General features: G+C 63.3%; 25 protein-coding genes. 15 read left to right on the top strand and 10 right to left on the bottom strand.

Annotation, left to right across the window (positions count from 1 at the left end):
* From ACFQL3_RS08960 to ACFQL3_RS08950, 3 genes are all read right to left on the bottom strand, one after another.
* Positions 1-2103 carry a type II secretion system F family protein gene (locus ACFQL3_RS08960; RefSeq protein ID WP_377053429.1) on the bottom strand — a complete coding sequence of 701 codons (2103 nt, stop codon included), beginning with the start codon at positions 2101-2103 and terminating at the stop codon, positions 1-3.
* 2 nt (positions 2104-2105) lie between these two features.
* Positions 2106-3758 (bottom strand): type II/IV secretion system ATPase subunit, encoded by a 1653-nt coding sequence (locus ACFQL3_RS08955; RefSeq protein ID WP_377057064.1) that lies wholly within the window; start codon positions 3756-3758, stop codon positions 2106-2108.
* Between the two features lie 180 nt (positions 3759-3938).
* Positions 3939-4457, bottom strand: coding sequence for a DUF7549 family protein (locus tag ACFQL3_RS08950; RefSeq protein WP_377053427.1), 519 nt, complete (start codon positions 4455-4457; stop codon positions 3939-3941).
* 144 nt (positions 4458-4601) lie between these two features.
* Between ACFQL3_RS08950 and ACFQL3_RS08945 the strand changes: the two genes are divergently transcribed.
* Entirely contained in the window at positions 4602-5075 is a 474-nt protein-coding gene (locus ACFQL3_RS08945; protein ID WP_377053425.1) for a DUF5793 family protein, read from the top strand.
* Positions 5076-5086: 11 nt separating this feature from the next.
* On the opposite strand, the gene ACFQL3_RS08940 is transcribed toward ACFQL3_RS08945, so the two are convergent.
* From ACFQL3_RS08940 to ACFQL3_RS08925, 4 genes are read right to left on the bottom strand one after another with little or no spacing between them, the layout of a single operon-like run.
* Positions 5087-5719: a uracil-DNA glycosylase gene (locus ACFQL3_RS08940; protein WP_377053423.1), complete on the bottom strand. Its 633-nt coding sequence runs from the start codon at positions 5717-5719 to the stop codon at positions 5087-5089.
* 45 nt (positions 5720-5764) lie between these two features.
* Positions 5765-6817, bottom strand: a complete 1053-nt coding sequence (locus ACFQL3_RS08935; protein ID WP_377053421.1) for a hypothetical protein — start codon at positions 6815-6817, stop codon at positions 5765-5767.
* 60 nt (positions 6818-6877) lie between these two features.
* Positions 6878-7108: a hypothetical protein gene (locus ACFQL3_RS08930; RefSeq protein ID WP_377053419.1), complete on the bottom strand. Its 231-nt coding sequence runs from the start codon at positions 7106-7108 to the stop codon at positions 6878-6880.
* Between the two features lie 6 nt (positions 7109-7114).
* Positions 7115-8152, bottom strand: coding sequence for a P-loop NTPase (locus ACFQL3_RS08925; RefSeq protein ID WP_377053417.1), 1038 nt, complete (start codon positions 8150-8152; stop codon positions 7115-7117).
* 124 nt (positions 8153-8276) lie between these two features.
* Here ACFQL3_RS08925 and ACFQL3_RS08920 point away from each other — a divergent pair, with 124 nt between their 5' ends.
* The 12 genes from ACFQL3_RS08920 to ACFQL3_RS08865 all read left to right on the top strand — a co-directional run bounded on the left by ACFQL3_RS08920 (position 8277) and on the right by ACFQL3_RS08865 (position 19770).
* Positions 8277-8567 (top strand): 50S ribosomal protein L21e, encoded by a 291-nt coding sequence (locus ACFQL3_RS08920; protein ID WP_377053415.1) that lies wholly within the window; start codon positions 8277-8279, stop codon positions 8565-8567.
* 3 nt (positions 8568-8570) lie between these two features.
* Complete coding sequence (locus tag ACFQL3_RS08915; RefSeq protein ID WP_377053413.1) at positions 8571-8927, top strand: RNA polymerase Rpb4 family protein; 357 nt, start codon at positions 8571-8573, stop codon at positions 8925-8927.
* Positions 8928-8971: 44 nt separating this feature from the next.
* Positions 8972-9550 (top strand): DUF655 domain-containing protein, encoded by a 579-nt coding sequence (locus ACFQL3_RS08910; RefSeq protein WP_377053411.1) that lies wholly within the window; start codon positions 8972-8974, stop codon positions 9548-9550.
* Positions 9551-9639: 89 nt separating this feature from the next.
* The gene (locus ACFQL3_RS08905) at positions 9640-10812 is read left to right on the top strand and encodes a PQQ-binding-like beta-propeller repeat protein (protein ID WP_377053409.1); all 1173 of its coding nucleotides are present in this window, start codon (positions 9640-9642) and stop codon (positions 10810-10812) included.
* A gap of 70 nt (positions 10813-10882) precedes the next feature.
* A complete protein-coding gene (locus ACFQL3_RS08900; RefSeq protein ID WP_377053407.1) occupies positions 10883-11725 on the top strand; it encodes a 16S ribosomal RNA methyltransferase A in 843 nt (280 codons plus the stop codon).
* Complete coding sequence (locus ACFQL3_RS08895) at positions 11722-12876, top strand: mechanosensitive ion channel family protein (protein WP_377053405.1); 1155 nt, start codon at positions 11722-11724, stop codon at positions 12874-12876. The genes ACFQL3_RS08900 and ACFQL3_RS08895 overlap by 4 nt, the downstream gene beginning before the upstream one ends.
* On the top strand, positions 12873-13448 hold the full coding sequence (locus tag ACFQL3_RS08890) for a HemK2/MTQ2 family protein methyltransferase (protein ID WP_377053403.1): 576 nt from the start codon (positions 12873-12875) through the stop codon (positions 13446-13448). Before ACFQL3_RS08895 ends, ACFQL3_RS08890 begins: the two co-directional genes overlap by 4 nt.
* A 125-nt stretch (positions 13449-13573) precedes the next feature.
* Entirely contained in the window at positions 13574-14659 is a 1086-nt protein-coding gene (locus ACFQL3_RS08885) for a thiamine ABC transporter substrate-binding protein (protein ID WP_377053401.1), read from the top strand.
* A gap of 1 nt (position 14660) precedes the next feature.
* On the top strand, positions 14661-16499 hold the full coding sequence (locus tag ACFQL3_RS08880) for an ABC transporter permease (protein ID WP_377053399.1): 1839 nt from the start codon (positions 14661-14663) through the stop codon (positions 16497-16499).
* Complete coding sequence (locus tag ACFQL3_RS08875) at positions 16496-17569, top strand: ABC transporter ATP-binding protein (RefSeq protein WP_377053397.1); 1074 nt, start codon at positions 16496-16498, stop codon at positions 17567-17569. The genes ACFQL3_RS08880 and ACFQL3_RS08875 overlap by 4 nt, the downstream gene beginning before the upstream one ends.
* Positions 17570-17713: 144 nt before the next feature.
* On the top strand, positions 17714-18709 hold the full coding sequence (locus ACFQL3_RS08870) for a 5-methyltetrahydropteroyltriglutamate--homocysteine methyltransferase (RefSeq protein WP_377053395.1): 996 nt from the start codon (positions 17714-17716) through the stop codon (positions 18707-18709).
* On the top strand, positions 18706-19770 hold the full coding sequence (locus ACFQL3_RS08865) for a methionine synthase (RefSeq protein WP_377053393.1): 1065 nt from the start codon (positions 18706-18708) through the stop codon (positions 19768-19770). The genes ACFQL3_RS08870 and ACFQL3_RS08865 overlap by 4 nt, the downstream gene beginning before the upstream one ends.
* A 15-nt stretch (positions 19771-19785) precedes the next feature.
* On the opposite strand, the gene ACFQL3_RS08860 is transcribed toward ACFQL3_RS08865, so the two are convergent.
* Together ACFQL3_RS08860 and ACFQL3_RS08855 are read right to left on the bottom strand one after the other, a co-directional pair.
* Positions 19786-21237, bottom strand: a complete 1452-nt coding sequence (locus ACFQL3_RS08860) for a DHH family phosphoesterase (RefSeq protein ID WP_377053391.1) — start codon at positions 21235-21237, stop codon at positions 19786-19788.
* Between the two features lie 96 nt (positions 21238-21333).
* Positions 21334-21618 (bottom strand): DUF357 domain-containing protein, encoded by a 285-nt coding sequence (locus ACFQL3_RS08855; RefSeq protein WP_377053389.1) that lies wholly within the window; start codon positions 21616-21618, stop codon positions 21334-21336.
* Positions 21619-21833: 215 nt separating this feature from the next.
* Here ACFQL3_RS08855 and ACFQL3_RS08850 point away from each other — a divergent pair, with 215 nt between their 5' ends.
* The gene (locus tag ACFQL3_RS08850) at positions 21834-22892 is read left to right on the top strand and encodes an NAD(P)/FAD-dependent oxidoreductase (RefSeq protein ID WP_377053387.1); all 1059 of its coding nucleotides are present in this window, start codon (positions 21834-21836) and stop codon (positions 22890-22892) included.
* Between the two features lie 141 nt (positions 22893-23033).
* Positions 23034-23321 carry a DUF7545 family protein gene (locus ACFQL3_RS08845; RefSeq protein WP_377053385.1) on the top strand — a complete coding sequence of 96 codons (288 nt, stop codon included), beginning with the start codon at positions 23034-23036 and terminating at the stop codon, positions 23319-23321.
* Between the two features lie 50 nt (positions 23322-23371).
* Here ACFQL3_RS08845 and ACFQL3_RS08840 read toward each other — a convergent pair whose 3' ends face one another.
* Positions 23372-24652: a TIGR00341 family protein gene (locus tag ACFQL3_RS08840; RefSeq protein WP_377053383.1), complete on the bottom strand. Its 1281-nt coding sequence runs from the start codon at positions 24650-24652 to the stop codon at positions 23372-23374.
* Between the last annotated feature and the right edge of the window lie 71 nt (positions 24653-24723).

Genomic DNA, 24723 nt, shown 5'->3' with positions numbered 1-24723 from the left:
TTAGAGGAACAGGAAGACGAGGTAGGCAATGGAGAGCAGGATGGCGGCGTGTTTCGCGCCGTCTTTGATGCTCCCGCCGCTCATCTGCCCGGCGATCAACCCGGAAAAGACCGCCTGCATGGCGGTCGTGTGGAAGAAGACGAGAGTGTAGGCAGTCTCGTTGACCGAGCCGAGTTCGCCGAGGACGCCGCCGAGGCCGACCTGCCCGGCGGATCCGGTCGATTCCGGGAGCACGGCGCTGTCCGGGAGGCTCGGGAGGAGCACCAGGTCGAGCGCCGCGATGATGACGAGGAAGACGCCGAAGGCGACGTAGACGACGACGACGTAGGTCAGCATCTCCTGGGCCCGGGCGCGTTTGAGTCGTCGGTCGGCCTTGGCTTGCCCGGCGGCGATCCGGAGCACGCGTGCGAGGTCGCCGCTTGCGTTCATCGCGTGCGTGATCAGGGTCACGGTCCGCGAGATGGTCTTCGTCCGGACGCGGCTCTCGAACCGCCGGAGGGCGGTCGTCACGTTCGCGCCCCACTGGATGTCCGCCCAGACGCGGTCGAGTTCGTCGTCCAGCGCGCCGAGTTCGCTCCCTCGGACCCGCCCGATGCTCTCGATGACGGTCATTCCGGCTTCGTTGACGCTGGCGAGGCGGTCCATGAGGTCGGGGACGACCGCCTCTATTGCCTCGATCCGCCGGCGATGGACCTCGTAGACGAGGGCGAAGGTGCCGACGACGAACAGGGTCGACTGGATGAGGATGTCGTCGAGGACGACCTGTATCGGGACGCCAAGCGATACCGTCCAGTAGAGGCGAAGTATCGTGAGGACGACGACGAGCGGAACAGTCACCCAGAGCACGGTCTCCGGGCGGTCGATTGCCGTCCGGACGGGTTGGCTGAGTCGGTCACGGAACCACTGGAGCCGTTTGTACAGTGCCAGATTCGTGAGGTTTTCGTCTCGCTGTCCGGCCCGTGACGCTGCTCGGCCGCCGTCCGAGCGGACGGTATCGTCGCCGCTCCGTCGCACGCCGGAGAGGCGGTCGAACGACTCGACCAGCCCCTCGACCGGGTCCTGCTGCGAGCGCTCGCTCATGACTGTCGAGAGATACAGCATGAACCCGAGATTCGCCGCCGGCAACAGCAGGTAGACGAACAGGCGAAGGAAGCCGAGCGTGTCAGTGACGGCGATGCCGATGACGACGAGAATCGTGATCAGAAACAGTGGACCGGCGACCAGCACCGTCACGTACACTTCGGCGAGTGTGGCGAGTTCGTTGAGCAATCGTTCCTGCTGGGCCTCGGCTTCTTCTTTGAACGACTCGTGTTCCGTTTCGAGATACTCCGAGAGGCTCTGGCCGCTCTGGAGAACGCTTGCAAGGTTCCCACAGAACTCCTTGAACTGCGGGCTCGGCGTCTGCTTGCCCATCGTCTGGATGGCGGTGACGACGTCTTTCCCGAATAGATCCATGTGACGAACGCCGACGGAAAACTCCTCGGCGGCAGCCCCGTAGACGTGTTCGGTCTCGGAGAGGATCCGCATGACCTCCGGTAGCTCCATCCCGCTTCGCGAGAGCGCGTACATGAACGCAACGGCCTGCGGAAGGTTCGCCTCGATCCGTCCACGCCGGGTCGTCGCAACGCTGGCCGGATACCACCAGCGGAGCCAGTAGACGAGTCCTGCGGCCGTGGCTCCCCCGACCAGACAGCTACCGACCAACAGCGCGAACCACTGGACGGTGGTCAGCGGCGGAAGGCCCGCAAACGCATCAAGAAACTGGAGCGCGGCTGGAACGGCGCTTTCGACGGCTGCCGGCGACATCGTGAGGAAGCCACCGATGGCGACGCCAGCGTAGAGGCCGAGGGCGACTCCGGCAACCCCGCCAAGGACGGCGTACAGCGCTGTCTTGACCGCGTAGATCCGATACGTCGTGGGGAACTGCGCCTGTCGAAGCCGTCGCTCGTGGCGAAGTCGTTTGGCACCGTCGAGTTCTAGCCGGTCGGCGAACAGGACGACCGAGAGCCGCGTGACGATCCGGTTCCCCTGATCGGTGATGCCGGCGAGCATGGCAGGGACTGTTAGCACCGCAAGCAGAACGAGCAGGGGATACACCTCCATAGTCAGTCAGCGGTAGCCGCGGGTGAGTCTAGCTCGTCGCGTTCCATCCTCTCGATCACCGCTTCGGGGTCGGCGTAGTAGTCGTTGACCAGCGCGGTGAACCGTCGGTAGCTGGATATCTCGTTGTCCCAGAGGTACTGCAGAAACGTGCGTCGGTTCCGGAGCTCTGAGAGCAACTCGGCCTGGGACCACGCCCGGTCGTCCCTGATCTCGTTCAGGACGATACTGCTCCCGCTGTCGGTGAAACTGTCGTCGTTCCCGTTCCAGGTGTAGCTCGTCGAATAATCCAGTTCGCCGGTCCGCTGGTCGACGCCCTCTATCTCCGCGATGGTCTTGTTTCGGCGCACGCGTTCGTCGTCGAACCGGGTCAGCGTCTGCACGCAGAGAACGTCCAGAGACTGGACCATCGAGCGAGGGACGTTGATCGGATCGTTCTCGAGTCGGTTGATCACCGTCTGCACCGAGTCGGCGTGCATCGTCGAGTAGGTCGTGTGCCCGGTGTTCATCGCCTGGAAGAGCGTGATCGCCTCGTCGCCACGGACTTCGCCGACGATGATGTACTCGGGTCGGTGGCGCAGCGCGGATCGCAGCAGGTCGTACATCGTGATGTCGTTGCCCTCGTGGATCCGCTCTCTGGTGACGCTGGAAAGCCAGTTGTCGTGATACAGCGTCAACTCTCGGGTATCCTCGATGGAGAGCACCTTCGAGCGCGGCGGGATGAACATCGAGATGGCGTTCATCGAGGTTGTCTTCCCGGAGGCGGTTCCACCGGCGAAGATCAGTGACTTGTTGTGCTCGATTGCCAGCCAGAGAAACGCCATCTGGTCGACGTTGAACGTGCCGTACTCCAGCAGATCGATCGGCGTGAACGGCTCCTCGGAGTACTTTCGGATCGTGAACGCGGAGCCGCGTGGCGTCACCTCCTCGCCGAGCGCCAGTTCCGCACGGCTCCCGTCGGGAAGCGTGCTCTCGACCATCGGCTCGCCGACGCTGATGTGCCGGCCTGACTGCTGTGCCAGGCGGATGACGAAGTTGTCCAGCGCCCCTTTCTTGAAGGAGACGTTCGTCTCGACGTCGGTGTACTGGTCGTGGTAGACGAAGATCGGTAGCTCGTAGCCGTCACAGGAGATGTCCTCGATATGCGGGTCGTTGATGATCGGATCGATCTTCCCGTAGCCACGAAACGACCGGTAGAGGTAGTAAAACAGCTTGTAGAAGCCGACGGTGTCTATCTCGACGCCGTACCGCTCCAGATGTTCGTGAAGCTCTTCGACGAGTACCGCTTCGACGTTCTCGGTGTCTATGTCGCGGCGGTACACTAACGGATCGCGGATATCGTCGAACAGCGTTTCGAGCAGTTCGTACTCGTCGGCGTCGAGTTCTGGCTCGACGGCGTGATACAGCCGCTGGTTACCCTCGCGGTCGTGGTTGATCGAGACGAACGAAAACGGTGCGTTCACCCAGTACCGGTCGATCTCTTCGTACCCGTCGAGCCCATCGAACGAGACCAGTGGACCGTGGTCCTTGGGGCGGTACCGGTCGACATCGATGGTCGACCCCTTGAGGAGGTCGATAACACGCCGGAGCCGTTGCCCGAGGCTGTCCTGCGACTCGGTATCGCGCTCGGTTGACTCCTCTGTCGGTACGTCTTCCATTCCGAGCGGGATCTCGCCGGGTTCGTTGTCCTCAGTCATGTATCAGCCTCTCTGTTATCGTACCGGACTATCGTCCGCAACGGTCACCGGCGGTGCATCGACGCTCCGAATCCGGCGTGGCGGAGCTGTTCTCTCTGTCGAGGTACATGTAGTCGACTGACTTAAATCGGGCGGGCGACCTCAGGTGAGATCGACGGTCAACAGCACCCAGGAGAGCACGCCAAGGACGAGCAGTCCGATGGGAACCGGGATGCCACCGCCGAACTCGCCGCGAGTCACGATGGCGAGCGTCGACGCGGATAGCAGCAGCGTCGCAGCCCCGAGTAGTCCGCCCATCACCCGGACAGGGCTTGTCGGAAGGGCGTCTTCGATCCGCGCCTCGTCGAGATACATAGCGATGCTGAGGGCGACGGCGACGAGGACGAAAGCGGCCCCGGCGATCCAGAGATCGTAGACAAGAAGCGGCATCCCCTCGACTGCGCCGCGCGCCGCGAACGGGTGGTCGATCGCAGGATTCTCCTGACCAGGAAGCTCGATCCCCAGCAGATATCGCAACTGGACGAACGGGAACCGGGCGGAGAGTATCGTGACTTCGCCTTCGGCTATCGTCGAGTACGTGAGGTTCCACGGCAGTAGAGCCGCGAGCCACGCAGAAACGACCGACAGTTCACCGGCATATTCGGAACGAACCCAGGCCATGCAGGAGGACGACCCGGCACCAATATAAAAGCAACCGTCATAGTGCCGTCCGAACTCGCGGTCGCAATCCACAGGGCCGACAAATGTGGTATTACCTGCAGGCGTTACGTTCATTGCCCGTGAGGTCGTATCGGGTTATAGGGAATGAGGCGCGACTACTTTACACTGGAGGCCGAGAACGTTGACTGGATCGACGAGGAAAGCGAGCCCGCGCAACCACAGGTAACGATCGAATTCGACGGGCCCGCGACAACACTTCGAGAGCGCCTCACAGACATGGAGGGGGAATTGCTGACGGCGGAAGACACCGACGTGGCGTTTCGGCTTCAATCGCCGCCCGACGCCGACGACGCAACGGGCGTCATCAGCGTGACGAACCGGACGACGGGCGACTTCGTCCTCGAACTCAACGAGGACGCCGACAGCGTGCTGAAGTTCATCCGTGCCGCACGGCGCTACGGCGAGCACGACCCGGACACTGAGGGCCGCTACAGCGTCCGGATCCGGATCGATGGAGACGAGTTACTTACCTACGACAAGCAGACGTTCCTCGTCTACGACGACGAAGGGAACCTCCTGCGAAAACACAGTCTCATTCCGAGCGGCGTCGAGTTATAATCACGCCGAAGTCACCGTCCGCGTCGTCCTTTTGTCTGCCGATAATCGCTTGCCATTAGCGCCGAGAACGCCTCGACGAACGTCTGGGTCTGCTCGTCGGTCTGCTCGTCCGGCACGATCATGGGCATCAACTCGAACCCGCGGCCACGGATCCGCGTCGCGTGATCATCGACGATATCGAGTTCCTCGACCGGGGTCGTCGTGTACTCAGTACCGATCTCTTCGAGCGCGCGTTCGCCGACCGGGACGAGGATTTCGGGGTTGATCATCCGGATCTCGGCGTTGAGATACGGTTCGCAGTTTCCGAGTTCCTCGTCGGTCGGGGGGCGCTCGGGATGGCGACAGCGCGCCGTGTAGGTCAGAAAGGCGTTCGCGAGTTCCGGTTCTTCGCTGTTGACTGCCGAGCCACAGAGGCCAAGCCGTCGCAGAATCGAGAGCAAGGCCCGCCCTGTTTCATCGCCGGTGAACGGAACGCCGGTCCCGTCCGCGCCGGCCCCTGGCGTCTCGCCGATAAACATGAAGTCCGCACCGACGTCCCCGTAGCCATGGACGACCTGCTCGCGGGTCTCACAGAGCGCCGGGCAGTTCGTGCAGTCCTCGTCCATTCCGAACGGGTTCGACAGTTCGTCCTGATTTGCGTCCACGCATCGGAGAAAGGGAGGGGTCGACAAAAACGTCTCGCTGACCAGTCACTCGCCCTGCCACTCTAGCCCTGTGGGATCGGTCGGGGGCGCAAGCGGACTCTCCGGGTGGCCCGCCGACGGTTCGGGATCGTTGTACGCCCGCGGCGCGACGTCGTTCGGTGCGTCGGGATAGAACAGCGACGCCAGCGCGTGGAGATGCTGGCGACCGACGCCCAGTTCGAACTGGCCGCCGCCGTACAGCGTGATCTCCCGATCCAGACAGTACTCGATGCTCGACAGAAGCGACTCGACGGTACCAAACCGGGAGGGCTTGACGTTCAGCCACTCCGGGTCCCGGTCGAGCGATCGGATGCTCTCGACGCCGGTGATCGGGTAATCCCAGCTAACCCGGTCCCACGCCTCGCTGAGGATGGGCCGCGTCTCGTCGGTCTGTGCGGGGTCCTCGATCACCGCGTCGGGGAACGCACTCGTCACCAACTCGTAGAGTTCGGGGTCGGCCGGCTGATCGACCTCGGTCCCCTCGTACTGGCCCTTGAGATCGAGGATCCTGACGACATCTCGCTCGGCCAGCGCGTCGACGAGTTCGGGCGTCCAGTCGCTGGTCGGATCGAGTTTGAACTGAATGTCCGGACACAGTTCCAGCCAGCGCTCTACTCGGTCGAGCGACGGCGGGTCGCCCAGTCGCGTACTGACGACGAACCGAACGGGGTCGTACGCCCGGCCGAGCACGTCGCCGAGTGACTCGTCGCGCTGTTTCAGCGCGAGGTCGAGCGCAGCGCTCTCGTAGGCCCATCGACGATACTGCCGTGAGGCCTCTCGCTCGGGTGGTTCGGGAAACAGTTCCCGCTCGTCGAGCAGGGCGGAGAACTCGGCGTAAGTGTACTCGCCCGCCAGGTCCGGCGGTCCGGCGTCGAGCAGCACGTCGTGATCCGGCGTGTCGTAGGTCACGTCCTCGCCGCGCCCCTTGACGCCGTTCCCTTGCAGTTCGACGGTCGTGCTTACCCGAGTGAAGTCGCTCGACGTCTCGCGCTCGCGTCGCTGGAGCGTACAGTCTTCGATCGTGACGGAAAGATCTTCGAGCGGATCGTACAGGTCCATACTGACTTTTGGCACCGGCGAAGCAATAGAGTGGGTGGCTGTGGGATCGGCCGGACGGCCTTACGACTCCCGGCCGCCCTGTGCCTTGATCTGCATGATCGCTTCGACGTTCTTGTAGATCTCGACCGGATCCGTCTGCTCGCTCTCGTCGTAGAGGTCGCTCACACGGTAGAGAATCGCCGCGAGTTGGCGGCTCTCCGAGGACTCCCCGCGGACGTCGTCGGCGATTTCCCGGAGTGCGTCGACACGCTCGGGGTCGGCCTCGAACCGATTGGCTGGTATCTCAGACATGGGTCGCTACGACTGGCGACGACGGCGGACGATGCCTGCGTTGTTCGCCGCCTCACGAGCGATGTGTCTGAACGCCGCTCCGGTTTCGTTGTCCTCTTCGAGAACGATGGGTTCGCCCGAGTCGCCACCGGTCCGAACCGCGGGATCGATGGGGATCGAGCCCAGCAGTGGCATGTCGTGTACGTCGGCAAAGCGCTCGCCGCCGCCGGAGCCGAAGATGTCGTGTGTACCGCCGCAGTCCGGGCATTTGAACCCGGCCATGTTTTCGGCGATTCCCAGGACGGGCGTGTCGTGCTTGCCGAACATCTCTAGGCCCTTGCGTGCGTCGTCGAGAGCGACGTCCTGTGGCGTCGTGACTATCACCGCGCCGGTGACGGGGACGGTCTGGAGCAGGGTCAGCTGGGTGTCGCCGGTGCCCGGCGGGAGATCGATCACCATGTAATCGAGGTGGCCCCACTCGACGTCCTCCCAGAGCTGTGTGAGAACTTTGTGGACCATCGGGCCGCGCCAGATGACGGGGTCGTCCTCGCCGACGAGGAAGGCCATACTCATCAGTTTCATCCCGTACTGCTCGGGCGGGACGAGCGTCTCGTCTTCGGTCGCCTGCGGTGGCTCGTCGGCGTCGACCATCCGCGGGACGTTCGGCCCGTAGATATCTGCGTCGAACAGGCCGACGCTTGCGCCCATGTCCGCTAGCCCGGCCGCCAGATTCACTGCGACGGTGCTCTTCCCGACGCCACCCTTGCCGCTCGCGACGGCAATCACGTTCTCGACGTTGGGAAACACCTGTTCTTCGGCCTCGATATCGTCGTCGATCCGCGCGGAGAGTTCCACATCCAGTCCCGCCTCGCCGAGCACCTGCCGCACCTTGTCGGCGATTGCCGTCTCCGTCGGTGAGTAGGGTGCGCCCAGTGCAAGCGAGACGTGGACGGTGTCGTCGTCGTCGAACTCGATCCCGTTGACGAGATTCAGGGTGACGATGTCGTCGTCCAGATCCGGGTCGTGGACCTCGCGAAGGAGGTCACGTACTGCATCCTGGTCCATACCCGTATCTAGGCCGGTGTCGAGCGAAAAGCATTGTGAACCGAGTGCGAGCCGTTATCACGCGCGCTCGCGGGACGGGAACGCACCATTTATTACGCCAAGCGGACAATGGCGGGATACGACTATGCCAAACTCCAATGGACCCCGTTCCGGAACTCGGAACAAGATGTCGAACGATCCGCGTGATAGCGGCACATCGCCGCCACAGCGCTCGATTCAGGACTACGATGAGGACCAGAAAGTCCACCTCAATATCGACCCCAGCGTTCCCGACGGCCAGTTCCACCCGCGATTCAACGGCCACACCGGGACCGTTCTCGGTAAACAGGGTCGCTCGTTCCAGGTCGAGATCAGCGACAAGGGCAAATCGAAGACCCTCATCGTGGACCCAGCCCACCTGTCGGCTCAGGAGTAAGCGATGACGATCTTCAAAGAGAAGATCAGCGAGGAGTACCTCACCGTCTCCGAGACGAAGGAACTGCTCGCCGATGTCGAGGAGGACAGAGCCGAGGACCCGGAACGGGAGATGCGCTACGAGCTAGCGCGTGCCATCGAGCACGTCAACCGCTTTAGCGTACTGGAGCCCGAGGAGTCACGCGAACTCGTCGAAGAGCTTCAGGAGCTCGACAAGGTCGACGAGTCGACAGCCTACAAGATCACGAATCTACTGCCTCAGGACCGCGACGAACTTCGTACCGTCTACGCGCAGGAGCGGTACACCCTATCGGGCGACGAACTCGATGCCATTCTCGATGTCGTCGCAAAATACGCCTGAGGGGCCGACTCTTTAAGTAACAGGTCGACTTACACGTATGTACGATGAGCGACGCCACAGGCGAAGAGTCGACGCTGCGTCACGCGGTCGTACTCGATCACCTGCCTCACGGCCTACCGGGAGACGAGAGACCCCAGTACGATACGCCGTCGGCAGCGTACGCTGTCGGCGAGAAGGATTTCTACCTCTACGAACTCCTCTTCGATGACGACTCGGACGTGAGCATCGGTGATCGGATCGTCGTCTCGCCAGCCGAAGAACGGGAATCGATCGACCAACTACGCACCGTCGAGTACGACGACCTCTCTAGCGGTGCGCAGTCCGAACTCGACTACGTCGTCGAGGACATCGTCGACGAGAACGAACAGCGGTTCGTCGACTTCTACAACGAGGCACAGCCGATTACGCTCCGCCTCCATCAGCTAAACCTGCTACCGGGTATCGGGAAGAAACTGCGCAACACCCTTCTCGACGAGCGAAAGCGCAAGCCCTTCGAGAGCTTCGAGGAAGTCGAAGACCGCGTGAGCGGGCTACACGATCCGGAAGGCGTCATCGTCGATCGGATCCTCGAAGAGTTGCGCGAGGACGAGCTAAAATACCGGACGTTCGTCGGCGACGAATAACGCTGGACGCCGGTTTGGAGGGCGGAAGCGACTGATTGGCTCCTGGGGATCCCGGATCTTCTTTTGTCAGGAGCAGATACAACCCTGCCATGCCCTCCCATTCGCGCCGTCAACTGCTAACGCTGCTCGGAGCCGCCACCGTCGGTCTTGCTGGCTGTCAGTCCTCGGGCCGCCCGTCTGGCGAGTTCGATGCCGTCGACGGAGACTGGCCGACAGAGGGTGCCAATCCACGGCGGACGCGCAGGGTCGCGTCCGGTCCGACCGAACCGGAGACCGTCTGGACGACCCAACTCGATGACGCCCGTGGCGCAGGATCACCGTCGATAGCCGACAGTCGAGTGTACGCGCTGGCCGATGCGGTCTCCGACCGAGCGCGCCATCGGTACCGATTGCACGCACTGGACGCGAGAACCGGCGAAGAGCGCTGGCGGGTCCCCCTTCGGTCCGATCCGAACGGATCCCCGGCCGTCGGAGCGAACCGCATCGTCGTCAGCGCACAGCGTGGGATCGAACAGGGACGCCTCGTCGCCGTCGAGGCGGAGTACGGCGACGAACAGTGGCTGTTCGATGTCGACGCGCGGGTTACCGCGTCGCCGACGGTCGACGGCCGATGGGTCTACCTCCCCGACTGGGACGGGACCGTCCACGCGCTTTCGGTTACCGACGGGGCAGTCCGCTGGTCCCGACAGATCGGGGCTGACGACACGAATCACACCTTCGCCATACCCGCCGCAGTCGACGGCGATACCGTGTTTCTCGGCTCTCTGTCCGGGTGGACGGGGCTTGTGGCAGTAGATGCGGCGACGGGAGCGATGCGCTGGTCCCGGTCGACACCCCGTGTTGTTTCGGGCCCGGCCGTCGACGACGGTCTGGTCGTCGTTCAGGCAGGCGACCTCCTCGTCGGGTTCGATACCGATGGTACAGAACGCTGGACGTTCGCCGTTCCCGGTGGCGACAGGGCGTCAAAACTCGCGCTTGACGAGCAACACGTCTACGTCGCGACTCAAGACGCGCTCGTCGCGGTCGGTCGTGACGGCGGACACTCGTGGACGTACGAGTTCACCAGCGAGCGAGGCGGCCCGCCGACAGTCGTAGACGGCGAAGTCCTCGTCTACGATGACGGACTCACTGCGGTCGGACGGGACGACGGGCAGAGACGGTGGACCGTCGATTCGGAGGGCGGCGGAGATGTCGTCGCCACGCCGGCGGCCGTCTTCACGACCGGATCGGGCGGGCAAATATTCGCAATGGGGGCAGACTGAGACGGCACGTCGTCGCCCGGCAGCCCGAGCCAATGCGTTTACACGCACGGGCGGCCTATCGGTCGAACCAATGAGAGATCCTGATGGGTTGCTCGCACGGGCCGGCGTCCGGGGCAACCCCGACCGTGATCAGCACTTCCTGATCGACGATCGCGTGCTCGACCGACTCCCCGAACATCTGTCCGCAGAGACCGATCGCAGTCATCTCCTGGAGATCGGTGCCGGGACGGGCGCGCTGACCGACCGACTGCTAGAGGCGGGCGATCACGTGACAGCGATCGAACGCGACCGCAATCTCGCCGACTTCCTCCGCCGCGAGTTCGCTCAGGAGATCGAGGCAGGTCGACTGACCGTGATCGAAGGGGACGCACTGGAGGTCGACCTGCCCGAGTACACGGCGTCGGTCTCGAACCTCCCCTACGGCGCATCTAGCGAACTCGCCTTCCGCCTGCTGCCCGAGGGCAAGCCGACCGTATTAATGTTTCAAAAGGAGTTCGCCGAACGGATGGCGGCCTCTGCGGGTACCGACGAGTACGGCCGCCTTTCGGTGAGCGCGCAGCACTACGCCGATGTCGAAGTCGTCGAGCCGGTGCCCAGTCAGGCGTTCTCGCCGCCGCCGGACGTGCAGAGCGCAATCGTCCGGACGACGCCCCGGGCCCCCGATTACGAGGTCGAGGACGAGGACTTCTTCCTCGGGTTCGTGAAAGCGGTGTTCACCCAGCGTCGCAAGACGCTTCGGAACGCGATCCGCAACACCGTCCACATCTCCGGTATCGACGACGCGGCGGCGGTGATCGACCGAGTCGACGACGACCTGCTCCGGCGCAGACCGGGAAAGCTCCCGCCGAGTACGTTTGCAGAACTGGCGACGGTAGCTCTCGATCACGGCGTCGACACACCGACGGGTGAGTGACCGTGCTCGGTGAGGCTGTCGACATCTCGTCGCCGACGCTGGTGATGGGGGTGACGGGGCTCGCCGAGCAGGTCGGGTCGACTGGAGGGAAGGTCGCCGTCACCGTGTTGGCAATCCTCGGTGCCGTCCTGGCGACCTGGTTCGCCCGGCAGGCGCAGACGCGCCTGAAAGGGTTCGGTTCGCCACCCCTGGCCGACGTGGTCGCCTCGATGGTCGTTATCGGCGTGTTCGCGAGCGCCATCGCGGTAATTGTCGAACTGTGGGGGCTGAGCAATGAGGTCCTCACCGAGGTACAATCGTTCAGTCTGGGATCGCTGATCCCACAGCTAATCGTCACCACGCTCATCGTCGTCGGCGCGCAGGTGTTCATCGGCATCATCCGACGGCTCCTAGACGACTTGATGGGGTCGAGCAACGCGGTAACGCGTCACCAGCGACAGGTGACGTATCGCCTGTCACAGCTGTTAGTCTGGACGTTCGCGCTGTTTATCGTCCTTGGAATCTGGCGGGTCAATCTCGGTGGGCTGCTCGTCGGTGCGGGGTTCCTCGGCATCGTCGTCGGTATGGCCGCACGCCAGACACTCGGCTCTCTGCTCGCGGGCTTCGTCCTGATGTTCTCGCGACCGTTCGAGATCGGTGACTGGGTAGAGGTCGGACAGGACGAGCAGGAGGGCATCGTGACCGACATCACGATGATGAACACGCGTATCGAGACGGTCGACGGCGAGTACGTGATGGTCCCCAACGACGTCATCTCGAGTCAGTCGATCGTTAATCGGAGCCGAAAGGGACGCCTCCGCATCGAAATCGACGTGGGCGTCGACTACGAGACCGACCTCGAACGGGCCGAGGAGCTAGTGCTGGAGGCTGTCGACGACGTATCTGTCATTCTGGACGCCCCGACGCCACAGGTCGTCTACAAGGGCTTTGGGGACTCGGCCATCCTGTTCGGCGTCCGGTTCTGGATCGAGAGGCCGAGCGCACGGCGGTACCACCGGGCCCGGACGGACGTGATCGGCGCGATCAAGCGGACCTTCGAGACGGAAGGGATCTCTATCCCGTTCCCACAGCGTGCCGTGAGTCGGCGTGAAGCAATGAGCGACGACGACGCGGATCTGCGCCCGGAACCGTCGGCGGGTGGTGACGAGTGACCGACCTCGCCGAGCAGCGCGGCATGGAAACCGAAATCTACCAGCCTGCAGAGGACTCCCACCTGCTAGCGACCGTCGCCGCAGAGGAGATCAGCACCGACGAGCGCGTCCTCGAAGTCGGCACGGGATCGGGCTACGTCGCCGAGCATATCGCGGAGGAGACGGGTGCGTCCGTCGTCGCGACGGATCTGAATCCACACGCCTGTCGCGCGGCCCGCGACCGCGGCGTCGAGGCGCTTCGCGCGGATCTCGTCTCGCCAATCTCTGACGATGCCGTTGACGTCGTGCTGTTCAACCCCCCATACCTGCCGACCGAGGAGGCCAAGGAGTGGAACGACTGGATGGAGGTCGCGCTCTCCGGCGGCGAGACCGGACGCGAAGTGATCGATCCGTTTCTGGATGTCGTTGGGCGCGTACTGGCCCCCGGTGGCTACGTTCTCCTGCTGGTTAGTAGCCTCACCGGCGTCGAAGAAGTCGTCGAGACGGCCGCCGAATCGGGGTTCAGTGCGGTCGCACTGCACGACGAGTCCTATCCGTTCGAGTCGCTGACGGTGTTGAAGTTGGTCCAGTAGCCCGCCTGGCCGCCAGTAGACTTTTCTACCGAAATTTCCTCAGTGATTCCCGGCAGGAGCGCTCCGAAATCCCGCCGCCGTCCCGGATCACGTCCCTTATTACCACCTGGTGAAAACACCAGGTAATGAAGCGACGAACGTACCTCGCAGCGATGGGCGGTACTGTCGGCACAGGGCTTGCAGGCTGTCTCTCACGCAACGACAGCACCGACGCCCCTGAGGATACGGACGACGAGACGACACTCACTGTTGCGACCTACGAGAGCTTTCTCGACGGCCCGAGCACGTCGCCCGGAGAGTGGGTAAAAACCGAGTTCGAGGCCGAACATCCCAACGTGACCATCGACTGGAAAACTCCGGAGAACGGCCTGAATCACTACATCCAGCGGTTCGAGGAAGGAATCGAGTTCGACGCCGACATCTATCTCGGCGTCAACGTGGACGACCTGATCCGGGCGGACGACCGACTGGACGACTCGCTCTTTCAGGACCTCGACCGGGACGCCGTCGGGAACGCCGAGCGGCTACGATCCGACCTCGATTTCGACCCGCAGGGACGGGTGCTCCCGTACGACACCGGATATATCAGCCTCGTCTACGACGAAAACGAGGTTTCGGGCCCGGAAACGTTCGATCAGCTCACTCAGGACGAGTTCTCGGGGACGCTTCTCGCCCAGAACGCACAGCAGAGCGACCCCGGTCAGGCGTTCTTGCTCTGGACTATCGCCGAGTTCGGCGAGGAGGGCTATCTCGATTACTGGCAGAAGCTCCAGGACAACGACGTCCGGATCCTCGGTTCCTGGTGGGACACGTACAGCGCCTATCTGGAAGCGGAGCGCCCGATGGTCGTCTCGTACTCGACCGATCAGGTGTTCGCGAACCGGGATGGCTACGACATGTCCCGTCATCAGATCGGTTTCCTCGAAGACCAGGGCTACGCTAACCCCGAAGCGATGGGCGTCTTCCGCGGGTCGGACGACCAGCATACGGACGTGGCCCACGAGTTCTTCGACTTCCTGCTGACGCCGGAGGCACAGGGCCAGATCGCCACGCTGAACGTCCAGTTCCCGGCAATAGAGGAGGCCGAACTCGACGACGAATACGACCAGTTCGCGGTCGAACCGCCGGAAACGGTCTTCTTCGATTACGAGGAGCTACAGGGTAATCTGGGCGGCTGGGTCGAGGACTGGGCCCGACAGATCGCCGGCTAAGATGGCCTCGGAGGGTGCGTCTCGGCGGGCAACCGGTCTGACACGGCGCGGCTACCAGTGGGTCCGCGAACGCTCGCTCCCCATCGCGGCTCTGGTTGCCGGTATGGTCCTGCTCGTGGTGTTTTACTTCCCGGTCGCAGTCGTCTTCCTCGAAGGGGTCGTCGTCGACGGGCTACCGTCGCTCGCGCCGCTCCGGGAGGTGCTAACGGATCCGTTCTACGTCGGCGTCCTCGCCGACGTGTTCGCGCGACCGACCGCGACCGGCGAGCATCTCGACTCGCTGCTCCGGTGGGCGGCTACTGGCTTCGCTCGCCCCTCGCTCGGACTGATCGGGTTTACTGCGTATCAGGCGGTGCTGTCGACGGTCGCGAGCGTCGCCATCGGTCTCCCCGGCGCGTACATCCTGGCCCGGTACGAGTTTCGGGGCCGCCGCCTGCTACGATCACTGACGATCCTTCCGTTCGTCCTTCCGGGGATCATGGTCGCAATCGGCTTTTTCGCCATGTTCAGTACGAACGGCCCGCTCAACGCCCTGCTCGGCGTCTTCGGTGTCGCCCCAGTGGAGATGCTGTTCACGCTGGAGATCATCGTACTCGCTCACGCGTTTTACAATGCGCCGCTGGTTGCCCGTCTCGCGACTGCCGCCTGGGAGGGTGTCGACGCACGAACGGTAGAGACCGCCAGGAGTCTGGGTGCCAGTCGACGACGCGCGTTTTTCGACGTACTCGCGCCCCAGTTAGCGCCCGCCGTTCTCGCCGGGACGGTGTTGACGTTCGTCTTCACTTTTCGGACCTTTCCGATCGTGCTGGCACTGGGGGGACTCGAAATGGCGACCATCGAGGTGTGGATTTTCAGTCGGATCCAGCAACTGGACCTGACGACGGCAGCGGCGCTCGCAATCGTCGAAACCGTGATTTCGATCGGCGTGCTGGCGCTGTATCTCCGATTCGAGTCTCGCCAGTACGGCGCGGGACAGGCACCGACGCAGATCGACCGGGAACCTCTCTTGCCCTCCTTTCGGGCACTCTTTCGCCCAAGCAGAGTGGCGATCAGCGTCTACGGCGTCTTCGTCGCGGTGCTGTTCATCGGCCCGATGGTCAGCATGATCGCCGAGAGCCTCACAGGGCCGAACGGGCTAACGCTCTCTCACTACGCGTTCCTGTTCGACCGCCAGTCCGGCGGGACCGCGTTCCAGATCAAACCCTGGCCGGCCGTTCGAAACTCGTTGCTGTTCGCGGGGGCGACGCTGGCAATCGCCCTGCCGACCGGCATCGTCGTGGCGGTGCGCCGGGTCCGGGGGGACCGTGGCGGCGTCCTGCTCGACGTGCTGGCGACGGCGCCGCTGGCGGTCAGCGGCATCGTGCTCGGGATCGGACTGCTCCGTGGACTCGTGTTTGGGCTTCCGCTCCCCGGTGGCTGGCGACTGCAGGTCACTGGTGGCGTCGCTATCGTCGCCGCTCACGCCGCCGCCACCTATCCGTTCGTGGTGCGCAACGTCGCGCCGGCTATCGGTCGGGTCGACCTGTCGCTGGTCGAGTCTGCACGGGCGCTGGGCGCGTCACGAGTCCGGGCGATGGTCGACGTCGAACTCCCGCTTGCTGTCGCCGGTATCGTCGCCGGCGCGGCGTTTGCGGTTGCGATCAGTATCGGAGAGTTCAACTCGACCGTGATCCTCGCCGAAGGTGGGGACTACTACACGATGCCCGTCGCAGTCGAACGGTATCTCGGCGACCGGACGCTCGGCCCCGCGACCGCAATGGGGACGGTACTCCTGGCCGTGACGAGCGCCAGTTTCGTTGTGATCGACCGCGTCGGCGGCGGGCGAGGTGACCGCCTGTGAGCGAACTCGAACTGGTAGATATCACCAGGAGCTACGGCGACACGACCGCGCTCGACGATGTCTCGTTCAGGGTCGAGGACGGCGAGTTCTTCACGCTCGTCGGCCCATCCGGTTGTGGCAAGACGACCACCCTGCGGACGGTTGCTGGCTTCGAGTCACCTGACGCTGGCACGGTTCGGATCGACGGGGAGTCCGTCACTGGAGCGCCACCCGAAGAGCGAGATATCGGCGTCGTCTTCCAGAACTACGCGCTCTTCCCGCACATGACCGTCGCGGAGAACGTCGCCTACGGCCTGCGGTTTCGTGACCCGCCGGGCGACGTCTCGCGCGAGGAGCGCGTCACCGAACTGCTCTCGCTGGTCGACCTCGACGGGTTCGAGGAACGGGATCCGGACGAACTCTCGGGCGGTCAGCAACAACGGATCGCCCTGGCCCGCGCGCTGGCACCAGGGCCCGAACTCCTGTTGCTCGACGAACCGATGAGCGCACTCGATGCTCGCCTTCGCAAGACTCTCCGCCGACAGCTACAGACGATCCAGTCCGAACTCGGCGTGACGACGCTGTACGTCACCCACGATCAGGACGAGGCCCTGGCGATCAGCGATCGGCTGGCAGTGATCAACGGCGGCCGGATCGAACAGATCGGGTCGCCACGGGACGTCTACCGCCGGCCGGATACCCGGTTCGTCGCGACGTTTCTCGGCGAGAACAACGTCTTCGAGGGGCCGGTCACCGATGCGCGGGCTTCCGATGGCGAGTACTCCCTGCTGTCGGTATCGGACACGACGCTCCGGATTCCACGCGTCGACGCCGACCGGGCACTGGTGTGTGTCCGGCCGGAGGCGCTCACTGTGGGCGGTGGGGTGAACGAACTTCGCGCGGATGTCGGCGAAAGCGAGTTCCTCGGTGGTGCGGTGCGGATCCACCTGCGGTGGAACGGCCGGGATCTGGTTGCGCTCGACGACCGGACGCCGGAGCATGGATCGGCCGTCGTTAGCTTCGACCCGAGCGATGTCCAGGTCATCTCGACGGATGCTGGCAGGCTAGCGGAGGATCCACCGTCTCGATAGATCCCTACTTGATCCGGCGTCGACGGAGAGCGACGACTGCCAGCTTCGGTTGTTATCAGTTATCAGGCACCACGCCGGTAAATTACTACAAGGCATTAATCGAAAGAGGAAATATTAAAGCCCGTCATTACGTTCTATCGAACGATGACAGAACTCGTAGCCACGTCCCCCGGTCTGTATCCGCTTCCAGACTGGGCAAAGGACGAGCTCGGAGACCTGAAAGGCCACCAGAAACACGACCTCATCAGCGGTGACGAGGGCGAAGAGATCGTCGACGTGTACGAACGCGCACGCGAAGAAGTCGTCGACGTACAGGAGTCGGCCGGTCTCGACCGCGTCGTCGAGGGGCAACTCCGCTGGGACGACATGCTCGCGCACCCGCTTGCGGTTCACGACAACGTCGACACGCAGGGAATCGTCCGATACTACGACAATAACAACTTCTATCGCGACCCGGTCGTCCAGGGCGACCTCGACTTCGACGGCGACATCGCCGCCGAACTAGACACGACCGCAGAGCTAACCGACGCGCCACTGCAGGCTGTCCTGCCGGGTCCGTACTCGCTTGCCGACCTCGCTACTGACGAGCACTACGGCGACGACGCCGCCTTCCTCGACGCAATCGCCGAGTTCCTCGCCGACGAGGCCGACGCCTTCCCGGACGTCGAGACGCTGTTCCTGCTCGAACCGTCGCTGACCGAGAACGCGCCCGACGAGGGCGAAGACGAGCGAGCCAGCGAGGCTATCGACACTGTCGCGAGCGCTCTCGACGCCGAGGTCGTCGTCAACACCTACTGGGACGCACTCGACGAGAAGGTGCACGCACACCTGCTCGACGCCGACATCGACGCCGTCGGCTACGACTTCGTCTCCAACACCGAGGACAACCTCTACAATATCAACGAGTACGGCACGAAAGACGACATCGCGCTCGGCCTCGTCGACGGGCAGAACACGCTCGTCGAGGACCCCGAGACGATCCGCGAACGCGTAGAGTGGGTCGAGAACCAGACGCCCAGTGCCGATTTCGACCGGGCGTATCTGACGACCAACACCGAGCTGTTCTATCTACCAGTCAACAAGTTCGAGGCGAAACTCGAAGCGCTTGCGGCCGCCGCGGCCACGGAGGTGGAAGCATGACTAACGAGAACAAAGATCAGTTCAAACCCGAGAACCATCCGAACGACCACTTCATCATGACGACCGTCGTCGGTAGCTACCCGAAGCCCAAGTGGCTCAACCGGATGAGCGACCTCTACGAGGAGGGCGAAGTCGACGAGGAAGACCTGCAGGAGGCCGAGGACGACGCCGCCCGCCTGATTACGGACGAGCACGAACGCGCCGGCCTCGACGTCGTCGTCGACGGCGAGATGCGCCGCAACGAGATGGTAGAGTTCTTCGCCGACCGGATCGAGGGCTACGAGTTCAACGGTCCCGTCAAGGTCTGGGGGCACAACACCTTCGACAAGCCAAGCGTCGCCAGCGAAGTCGAGTACGACGAGTCCTGGCTGGTCGACGAGTACGAGTTCACCGCGAGCGTCACCGACAAGCCGGTGAAGGTGCCGATCACCGGTCCCTACACCCTCGCCTCGTGGTCGTTCAACGAGGCCTACGAGGACGAGGAGGCCCTCGCCTTCGATCTGGCCGAACTCGTCAACGAGGAGATCGAAAAGCTCGTCGACGCCGGTGCGCGCTACATCCAGATCGACGAGCCAGCGCTCGCAACGACGCCCGACGACCACCAGATCGTCGGCGAGTGTCTCGAACGCATCGTCGAGGACATCCCCCAGGACGTCCGGATCGGCCTACACGTCTGTTACGGCGACTACTTCCGGATCTACCCCGACATCCTCGAGTTCCCCGTCGACGAGTTCGACCTCGAACTCGCGAACGGCGACTACGAGCAACTCGATGTGTTCAAAGACCCCGGATTCACGAAGGATCTCGCGCTCGGCGTCTCCGACGTTCACGTCGCGGAAGTCGAGTCCGTCGAGGAGATCAAAGAGAACATCAAAAAGGGTCTGGAGGTCGTCCCGCCGGAGCGACTCGTCGTCAGCCCCGACTGCGGCGTCAAACTCCTCCCGCGAGACGTCGCCTACGGCAAAATGGAGAATATGGTGAAAGCGGCCCGCGAAGTCGAGGAAGAACTCGACGCAGGCGAAATCGAGGTCGACGCGCCGGCGGCCAGCGCCGACGACTGATCGGTCTCGCTCCTTTTAACTCCCGTTGCTGTCGCCGCTTTCGACGCCCATCGCATCGAACAGTTTGCTCTTCACCGCCTCTTCGGTCAACTGCAGGAGTGTATCGCGGTTGTCATCGTTGGTCTCGATACCCGTGAAGATCCCCAGCGGAATCTCCGCGCTGGCCTGTGTCGAGTGGCCCGCGGCCTCGCCGATTTCGCCGTAGGCGTCCTGCAGAACCTTCCCGATGTTCATCCGGATATCCTTCGAGCGGGCCGCCAGGTAGATCTTGTCGTCGGCCAGTCCGAACACGCCCGTCGTCGTGATCCCTTCCAGATTCAGGAGATGCTGGGCCGCCTGTGCGAGCGCTTCGCGGTCGCGGATGAAGCCGGCGTTCGAGACCAGATGGCTCCCCTGCACTTCGCGGTTCGTGATCGCTTCGGCGAGTACGTCCAGCGTTTCGGGCGACATCGACGGCGACTCGACCTGTTCGAGCGTCTCGTGGTTGGCGAAGGGGTAGAGATACGCCGCCGCGGTGAGATCGGCCGGGTTCGTATCGCGTTTGAAGTCCAGGGTTTCGGCACGGATGCCGTACAGCAGTGCCGTTGCGACTTCCTCGCCGACGTTCATGTCGAACTCCTGGATGTACTTCGTCAGGATCGTTGACGTCGAGGACATGTTCGGCCGGATGTCCGCGAAACCGGGGTTGTACTCTGCGTCCGACTCGTAGTGGTCGATGACGACGTCCGGGTTCCACTCGGCCTCGGACTCGGCGGCCTTGGCGTGATCGACCAGCGCGATGGTGTCGTAGTCGATTTCGGGATCGGCCTCGTGCCAGTCGTTGAGTTCGATACCGAGCAGATTGACGAACGCGCGGTTCTCCTGATGGCCGATATCGCCGAGATAGAAGATATCCGCGTCGACGCCGAGATGCTCCGCAATCGCCTGCAGCGCCGTTGCACTGGCGATCGAATCGGGGTCTGGGTTGTCGTGCGTGATCACGGCCATGTGATCTTTCGTGTTCGAGATCACGTCGCCGAGCTGGCGGGCCTTGTACTCCAGTTCACCGGATTCCAGGGACCGCAGGGCGAAGTCGGCGATGACGGACGAGGGGTTGATCACCACGTCGGCACCCATCTCGTCCAGTTCGTCGGCGGAGACCGGATCGCTCGCCCGGGCAACTGTGAACTGGTCGCCGTTCTGTGCCCGGATATGCTCGACTGCGGCCTTGTTCGCCTCGACGTCCGAGGAGAGGATCAGCACAACCTCGCGATCCGCGATAGTGTCTGCCACCTCCTCGTCCCTGATGTCGGCGGTCTGTGCGTTCAGATCCTGATCTCGCAGCGCCTCGACACGTCCCTCGTCCTTGTCGATGATCAGGACGTCTTTGTCCTGTTCGACCAACTCCTCTGCTACCACGTGCCCGACGCTCCCACACCCGAGAATTGCGTAGTTCGCCATCGAAGATATCGTGACCCCAGCGCTCATGTGAGCAAAGCGTTGCGGGGGGCGATACTTAACTATCCCGAAGACTGGAACAGCAGTATTTACCGCCCATTCACGGTCTGAGAGGTCAGATTCCGGTCACACCGTGAACAGGTGTCCGTCCGTTGGGACGTCGAACAGCCCTACTCGCGCACCGGCGTCAAGCCAGGCATGGCCGTACGAAAAGGCCGCAAGCGCGTTCACCCGGTCGTCGTCGTCGCGGAAATGGCGACCGTCCTCCAGATACGATTCGGCCATCTCCAGACACTCCGCGGCAGCCTCACCCATCGGCGTGTCCGCTGGCGGTGCGACCTCGGCGGCGTCTAGCGCCTCCGTGAGCAGTCTCTCGTACCGGTCGGTCTTCTCGTCGAGATCGGCAGGCATACTCGCCTGATCGGCCGAGTCGGGTGTAACTCTGTCGGAGGAAGTTCCTTCGACGCGACGTTTTCGTCACCCGTAGCCTGACGCTTTCGTCACCCGTAGCGTGACGCCTTTCCGCCCGCAGTTACGTACTGCTCGGGAGGTCTAACGAGCCGTCTATGCACGGTGACGACCAGACAGCGCAAGCTAAATACCGATTCAGACACCTAATAGAGTATATGAGTGACCAGTCGAGTTCGGACGACGAGATAGTCGAGCACAGGAAATTGATCATCGCTGGCACGGGAATCGCGGGCCTGACCGCGGCCATCTATGCCGGCCGGTCGAACAACGAACCGCTGGTGATCGAGGGCGACGAACCGGGGGGTCAGCTAACCCTGACGACCGACGTCGCGAACTATCCTGGCTTCCCCGACGGCATCGGCGGGCCGGACCTGATCAACCGGATGAAAGAGCAGGCCACGCAGTTCGGGGCGGAGACGGAACACGGCATCGTCGAGAACGTGGACGACTCGGAGCGCCCCTTCCGCGTCGAGTTGCGCAACGGCGACGTCTACACGGCCGACGCCGTCATCGCCGCCAGTGGTGCGAGCGCCCGGACGCTCGGTATCCCCGGCGAGGACGAGTTGATGGGCTACGGTCTCTCTACCTGTGCGACCTGCGATGGCGCATTCTTCCGCGACGAGGACATGATCGTCGTCGGCGGTGGCGACGCCGCGATGGAGGAGGCAACGTTTCTAACGAAGTTTGCCGATACGGTCTTCATCGTCCACCGCCGCGAGGAGTTCCGCGCGGAGGATTACTGGATCGACCGCGTCGAGGAGAAAGTCGAGGCGGGCGAGATAGAGATCATCCGCAACACCGAGGTGACCGAACTCCACGGCACGCCGGAGGACGGCGTCGAATCGGTGACGATGGTTACGAACCCCGAGGGCCACCCGACCGACAAACTTGACGACCCCGAGACCGAGGAGTACGAGACGGAAATCGGCGCCGTGTTCTACGCTATCGGTCACACGCCGAACACCGAGTATCTCGAAGGCACCGACGCCGTGATGGACGAAGCAGGCTATCTCCAGACCAAGGGCGGCTTCGACGGCGGCCAGACGGCGACGGACGTTCCCGGCATCTTCGGGGCGGGCGACGTCGTTGACTACCACTACCAGCAGGCGATCACCGCCGGCGGGATGGGCTGTAAGGCGGCTATCGACGCCGACGAATATCTCGAAGCACACGAGACCGAGAGCGCGAAAGAGCAGGCCGTCGCGGACGACTGACGCTGCGACCGGACTGGTAGCTTTCGCGGGACTGCATCGTGTTCTGTCGGCCGACTTCCGAGGAGGGCGTTCGATTTTGCCCGGCACACTGTCACGAATCAACAAAGCCGCTCTTTTACGTTTACGAGACCAAGCGGGGGTATGGCAAGCGAAACTGTTTCGATCACGGTCGAAGCCGACGACGAATCCGCTGACGAGTTCGAGGTCCCCCCCGCACTGCTGGAACTGCTTTCCGAGGGCGAAGAGCCGGCAGCGACGGTCGTCTCCGACATGGCGATGATCAGCCTCGCACAGCGTATCCACGGCGCCGTCCACCACGCAGAGGCCGAACCGAGCGAGGAGGTTCAGGCAATCGAAGAACAGACGATGGACCTCTTCGAGGATCGCTTCGGCGCGACGTTCGGCGAACTGACCGGTCACGACCACTAATCGCCGGAGACGCGTTCGGACCCCTTTTTTGCGACGCTCGTCCGTAGTCGCTACTGTCCGCCGCCCGACGAGCCACTGGAACCGTCCGAATGCTCCGTATCCTCGTAGACGACCGTCACGTTCAGTCGCTCGCCGGTCTCCGCTTCGATAGCCGTCTGGAGGTCGTCGGCTAGCCCGCGCTGTTGGCTGTTTACGTGCACGACGACGCCACTCTGGCTCTGTGAGAGCAGTCGCGGCTGGTAATCGAACTCGACGGCAAGCACGTTACCATCGACCGAGGATTCGATCTCTGTCTGGACGGTCGTCTCGAAGACGGCGTTGTCTCGCGCGTCGAGCGAGCTAACCGCCAGAAAGGACGTGAGAATCAGAATGACCAGGACGAATGCGGCGAACCGCCGGATCGTGTCGCGTCTGGCCTGGCGCTCCTCGAACCAGTGGGTCGGCCGGTAGCGTTTGCTCCAGATCGTCACGATTCCCGCGGCGTTGATCGAGAGCACGTTGACAAGCACGAGAACGCCGGCCCCGCCAGCGACGACCGGATCAGCGTACGCGATACCGAGACCGACGCTCGCGGCAGGCGGCATCAACGCGACGGCGATCATGACGCCCACGAGCGCCTCGTCCGCGCCCGAGGTCAGCGAGAGCGCACCCGCGACCCCGGCACCGAGTGCGACCGCAAGTGCGAGCAAGCCCGGATGGACCCGCTCTGCCACCTGCTGGATCAACAGCAGATCGAGTTCCGACACGAGCAGGAGGCGGTACGAGAACGCAAACAGCGTCGCACTGAGCACGGCGACGAAGATGCCGAGCGTCTGTGAGCGGATCCCCTCCCAGAACAGTTCGTCGTCGTTGATCACCGTCCCGACGCAAGAGGCCATCGCGGGCCCGATCAGGGGTGCGATCACCATCGACCCGACGACAATCGCCGCACTGTCTTCGAGCAACCCTGCTGTGGCGACGACTGCGCTTACCACGGTGAAGATAATGTAGTTGGTGGTGGAGCGAGAGAGATTGTGTGCCTTCGTCGAGAGTTCCTCCCGTGAGATCCGCTCGTCGTCCGATTCGTCGTCCTCGTTCTGTTCCTCGAACTGCTCGGAGACGATGGTCTCGACGTCGGTAACGAGCATATACCCCTCCCGCTCGACGCCGATATCGCGTAGTTCGTCGAGGATCCCTTCGACGTCGTCCGCTTCCGTCGGGATGTAGAGGATATCGCTGTACCCCTGCTCCGACGTCTCGCTGGTCATCGCGTAATCGACTTCGGCCTCCTCGATGACCTCGATGACGACCTCGCGCTTGCCCTCCGGGACGAGCGTCTGGATCAGTCGCATTGAAGGCACTCTCTGTTTGGTATCACGTGGTAGACCCCGTTTCCGAGAACGGTTCGGGCGGATCCCGAATA

Origin of the sequence: Natronoarchaeum sp. GCM10025321 (genome assembly GCF_042663585.1) — an archaeon.
GTDB lineage: Archaea > Halobacteriota > Halobacteria > Halobacteriales > Natronoarchaeaceae > Natranaeroarchaeum.
Note: the sequence above shows the minus strand (reverse complement) of the source record. Positions and strands in the feature narration are given on the sequence as shown.

Coding starts and splice junctions, on each gene's coding strand:
- ACFQL3_RS08850 (WP_377053387.1), top strand. CDS start 21,834: ATGAGTGACCAGTCGAGTTCGGACGACGAGATAGTCGAGCACAGGAAA.
- ACFQL3_RS08855 (WP_377053389.1), bottom strand. CDS start 21,618: ATGCCTGCCGATCTCGACGAGAAGACCGACCGGTACGAGAGACTGCTC.
- ACFQL3_RS08950 (WP_377053427.1), bottom strand. CDS start 4,457: ATGGCCTGGGTTCGTTCCGAATATGCCGGTGAACTGTCGGTCGTTTCT.
- ACFQL3_RS08930 (WP_377053419.1), bottom strand. CDS start 7,108: ATGTCTGAGATACCAGCCAATCGGTTCGAGGCCGACCCCGAGCGTGTC.
- ACFQL3_RS08880 (WP_377053399.1), top strand. CDS start 14,661: ATGGCCTCGGAGGGTGCGTCTCGGCGGGCAACCGGTCTGACACGGCGC.
- ACFQL3_RS08935 (WP_377053421.1), bottom strand. CDS start 6,817: ATGGACCTGTACGATCCGCTCGAAGATCTTTCCGTCACGATCGAAGAC.
- ACFQL3_RS08960 (WP_377053429.1), bottom strand. CDS start 2,103: ATGGAGGTGTATCCCCTGCTCGTTCTGCTTGCGGTGCTAACAGTCCCT.
- ACFQL3_RS08955 (WP_377057064.1), bottom strand. CDS start 3,758: ATGGAAGACGTACCGACAGAGGAGTCAACCGAGCGCGATACCGAGTCG.
- ACFQL3_RS08865 (WP_377053393.1), top strand. CDS start 18,706: ATGACTAACGAGAACAAAGATCAGTTCAAACCCGAGAACCATCCGAAC.
- ACFQL3_RS08905 (WP_377053409.1), top strand. CDS start 9,640: ATGCCCTCCCATTCGCGCCGTCAACTGCTAACGCTGCTCGGAGCCGCC.
- ACFQL3_RS08910 (WP_377053411.1), top strand. CDS start 8,972: ATGAGCGACGCCACAGGCGAAGAGTCGACGCTGCGTCACGCGGTCGTA.
- ACFQL3_RS08945 (WP_377053425.1), top strand. CDS start 4,602: ATGAGGCGCGACTACTTTACACTGGAGGCCGAGAACGTTGACTGGATC.
- ACFQL3_RS08915 (WP_377053413.1), top strand. CDS start 8,571: ATGACGATCTTCAAAGAGAAGATCAGCGAGGAGTACCTCACCGTCTCC.
- ACFQL3_RS08840 (WP_377053383.1), bottom strand. CDS start 24,652: ATGCGACTGATCCAGACGCTCGTCCCGGAGGGCAAGCGCGAGGTCGTC.
- ACFQL3_RS08925 (WP_377053417.1), bottom strand. CDS start 8,152: ATGGACCAGGATGCAGTACGTGACCTCCTTCGCGAGGTCCACGACCCG.
- ACFQL3_RS08900 (WP_377053407.1), top strand. CDS start 10,883: ATGAGAGATCCTGATGGGTTGCTCGCACGGGCCGGCGTCCGGGGCAAC.
- ACFQL3_RS08870 (WP_377053395.1), top strand. CDS start 17,714: ATGACAGAACTCGTAGCCACGTCCCCCGGTCTGTATCCGCTTCCAGAC.
- ACFQL3_RS08845 (WP_377053385.1), top strand. CDS start 23,034: ATGGCAAGCGAAACTGTTTCGATCACGGTCGAAGCCGACGACGAATCC.
- ACFQL3_RS08920 (WP_377053415.1), top strand. CDS start 8,277: ATGCCAAACTCCAATGGACCCCGTTCCGGAACTCGGAACAAGATGTCG.
- ACFQL3_RS08885 (WP_377053401.1), top strand. CDS start 13,574: ATGAAGCGACGAACGTACCTCGCAGCGATGGGCGGTACTGTCGGCACA.
- ACFQL3_RS08860 (WP_377053391.1), bottom strand. CDS start 21,237: ATGAGCGCTGGGGTCACGATATCTTCGATGGCGAACTACGCAATTCTC.